Source organism: Methylobacterium indicum (assembly GCF_001043895.1).
Classification (GTDB): Bacteria; Pseudomonadota; Alphaproteobacteria; order Rhizobiales; family Beijerinckiaceae; genus Methylobacterium; species Methylobacterium indicum.
Genome location: NZ_JTHF01000335.1, coordinates 1 through 3574, shown reverse-complemented (window position 1 = coordinate 3574; position 3574 = coordinate 1). Strand labels below are relative to the sequence as shown.

Sequence of the window (3574 nt, the reverse complement as noted above, 5' to 3'; positions counted from 1 at the left end):
GACCCCTCCCCACAAGGGGGAAGGGGAAAGCGCGTGTATCGACAAGGGGCTGTTCTTCCGAGACGACGTGTGATTCCGCCAACCCACGTGAGAGAGGGGATCCCGCGCCGGGCCCGGCACCGCATGGGGCGGCGTCGGCCTCCACCGGACGCAGAACACATGACCGACTCCCCCTACCCCCGCGACCTCGTCGGCTACGGCCGCACCCCGCCCCAGGCGCGATGGCCGAACGGCGCCCGCATCGCGGTGCAGTTCGTCATCAACTACGAGGAGGGCGGCGAGAACTGCCTGCTCCACGGCGACCGCGCCTCGGAGGCCTTCCTGTCGGAGATCGTCGGCGCCCAGGCCTGGCCGGGCCAGCGCCACATGAGCATGGAATCGATCTACGAGTACGGCTCGCGGGTCGGGTTCTGGCGCCTCCACGCGCTCTTCACCGCGCGCGACCTGCCGGTGACGGTCTACGGCGTCGCCACGGCGCTCCAGCGCAACCCGGACGCGGTGGCGGCGATGCGCGAGGCCGGCTGGGAGATCGCCTGCCACGGCCTGAAGTGGATCGACTACCGCGACTTCTCCTACGAGGAGGAGAAGGCCCACATGAACGAGGCGATCCGCATCCATACCGAGGTGACGGGCGAGCGCCCGCTCGGCTGGTACACGGGCCGCACCTCGGAAAATACGCTGCGGCTGGTGATGGAGGAAGGCGGTTTCCTCTACTCGGCCGATTCCTACGCCGACGACCTGCCCTACTGGGTCGAGGGCCCGCGGGCGCCGCAACTGGTGGTGCCCTATACGCTGGACGCCAACGACATGCGGTTCGCCACCCCGCAGGGCTTCAACGCCGGCGACCAGTTCTTCGCCTACCTGCGCGATTCCTTCGACGTGCTCTATGCGGAGGGCGCCGAGACGCCCCGGATGCTCTCAATCGGCCTGCATTGCCGCCTCGTCGGCCGGCCGGGGCGGATCGCGGCGCTCGCCCGTTTCCTCGACCACGTGGCGGCGCATGACGACGTGTGGGTGACCCGCCGCATCGACATCGCCCGGCACTGGGCCAAGACCCATCCGCCCGCCGGCCTGACCCCGAGCCGGATGGGCCGCGCCCTGTTCGTCGAGAGCTTCGGCGACGTGTTCGAGCACTCGCCCTGGGTGGCGGATGGCGCCCACGCCGCCGGACTCTCGGGGATGCAGGACTCGGCCGACGGCCTCCACGCCGCCATGGTCGCGGTGATGCGGGCGGCCGAGCCCGAGCGGCAGCTCGCCCTGATCCACGCCCATCCCGATCTCGCCGGCCGGGTGGCGGCGGCCGACCTCGCGCCGGAATCGCGCGCCGAGCAGGCCTCGGCCGGCCTCGACGCCCTCGACGCCGAGGGCCGCGCCCGCTTCCTCGACCTCAACCAGCGCTACCGCACCCGCCACGGCTTCCCGTTCATCATGGCGGTGCGGGGCAGGAGCCCGGACGAGATCCTGGCCCAGCTCGAGGAGCGCCTCGACAATCCACCCGAGGACGAGCGGGCCCGGGCGCTGCAGGAGATCGAGACCATCGCACTGCTGCGCCTGCGCCAGCGGCTGCCCTCGCTGCCGGACGTCTTCTCGGCCACGGCCTGACGGACCCATCGCCCGGGACGGTCGTCGTGTCCGGATTCCGGGTTCCGCGGCGCGGTCCCGGAACGATCCAGGGGGTTTTTTTTAAGTCCGTCGGTCGGGACGAGGCGGCTCGACGGGTTCGACCGACATCCCTCGGTTCCTCACGCCGCCGCCCGCGCCTCCTCCACCAATTCGTCCGCCGGCCCGAAGACCTCGTAGCGGATGCGCTCCGCCGGTACGCCGAGGCGGGCGAGCCCATGGACGAGGCTCGCCAGGAAGGCTCTGGGGCCGCAGAGATAGTAGGTCGCCTCCGCCGCCGGGGTGTGGGCGACGAGCCAGTCCGGGGTGATGCGGCCCACCGCGTCGTGGTCCGTCCCGAGCCGGTCGCCGGCCCCCGGCGACTCGTAGACTACGTGCAGGCGGATCGCCGGGCAGCCGGCGGCGAGGGACCGGGCCCGCCCGGCCATGGCATGGACCCGGCCGTTCAGCGCGCCGTGGACATACCAGGTCGGCCGCTCCGGCGTCTCGGCCCGGATCGTCTCGAGCATGCTCATCATCGGAGTGAGGCCGACCCCGCCGCTCACCAGCACGACGGGCGCGCGCGATTCGCGGTCGAGCACGAAATCGCCGGCGGGGGCGGCAACCTGGAGCCTCGTGCCCGGATCGGCGGCCTCGTGCAGCCAGGACGAGACCCGGCCGGCGGGCAGGCCGGCATGATGGCGATCGTCGGCAGCCTCGCGCTTCACGGTGATGCGGTAGGACCGGTCGTTCGGCGCGCAGGAGACCGAGTAGTTGCGCACGAGCACGCCCTCCCCCGGCAGGGCGAGCCTCACCGAGAGATATTGGCCGGGAACGTGGCGTAGCACCGGCCCGCCATCCGCCGGCACCAGCACGAAGGAGCGGATCGTCTCGCTCTCGACCGTCACGCTCTCGACGCGGAAGTCGCGCCAGCCGGTCCAGCCGCCGGGCCGGGCCGCGTGATCGTGGTAGATCGCCGCCTCGCGATCGATCAGGATGCCGGCCAGGACCCAGTAGGCCTCGCCCCAGGCGGCGCAGATCTCCGGCGTCGCGGCCTCGGCCAGCACGTCCCGGATCGCCCCAAGCAGGGCCTCGGCGACGGATGCGTAATGGGCCGGCAGGATCGCCAGGGTGACGTGCTTCTGGGCGATGCGCTCGACCGCGCCCGCGAGCGCGCCGAGATCGTCGACGTTGCGCGCATAGGCGAGCACCGCATTGGCCAGGGCCTTGGGCTGGGACCCGGTCTCGCCGTGATGCGACTGGTTGAACAGGTCGCGGATCGCCGGATCCGTGAACAGCCGCTCGTACATCCGGCGGGTGATGGCGAGGCCGTGGACCTCCAGGGCGGGCACGGTGGCCTTGACGAGGGCGATGGTGGCGGGGCTCAGCGGGGACGGCATGAGGATGCTCGACGGTCCAGTGGCTAAAAGATGCATTCGATATGCACCTTTTAGCGCGGACCCTTGAAGGTGTATAGGATTTACAGGTTATGAGGCGGGCGAGGCTCCCATGCGCCTGACGCGCTACACCGACTACGCGTTGCGCACGCTGCTCTATCTCGGGGCGCAGGATCTCGGGACCGGCGCGCCGCGGCAGGCCTCGATCGGCGAGATCGCCCGCGCCTACGGCATCTCGGAGAACCACCTGACCAAGGTGGTGCACCAGCTCGGCCGGCTCGGCCTGGTCCGCACCACCCGCGGCCGCGGCGGCGGCCTGCGTCTCGCCCTGCCGCCGGGGGAGATCGTGATCGGCGCGGTGGTGCGCCAGACGGAAGAGGACCTCGCCCTCGTCGAGTGCTTCGGGAGCGGCGCCTGCGCCATCACGCCGGCCTGCCGCCTGCGCCACGTCCTCGGCGAGGCGCTCGGCGCCTTCCTGGCCGTGCTCGACCGCTACACGCTGGCCGACCTGCTGGCGGATGGCTCGGCCCCCGACCTGATGCGGCTCCTCGGCCTGCCGGAGGGAGGCGGGCGGGAGG

The 3574-nt window shown here is 71.7% G+C and carries 3 protein-coding genes; 2 read left to right on the top strand and 1 reads right to left on the bottom strand.

Annotated elements, in window-relative coordinates:
• The first annotated feature begins 159 nt into the window (after nucleotides 1-159).
• Nucleotides 160-1602, top strand: coding sequence for an allantoinase PuuE (puuE, locus tag QR78_RS29400; RefSeq protein ID WP_048431168.1), 1443 nt, complete (start codon nucleotides 160-162; stop codon nucleotides 1600-1602).
• Between the two features lie 140 nt (nucleotides 1603-1742).
• On the opposite strand, the gene hmpA is transcribed toward puuE, so the two are convergent.
• A complete protein-coding gene (gene hmpA, locus QR78_RS29395; protein WP_048431167.1) occupies nucleotides 1743-2999 on the bottom strand; it encodes an NO-inducible flavohemoprotein in 1257 nt (418 codons plus the stop codon).
• 109 nt (nucleotides 3000-3108) lie between these two features.
• On the opposite strand from hmpA, the gene QR78_RS29390 reads away from it, so the two are divergent.
• A partial coding sequence (locus QR78_RS29390; protein WP_048431166.1) for an Rrf2 family transcriptional regulator occupies nucleotides 3109-3574 on the top strand: 466 nt, incomplete at its 3' end.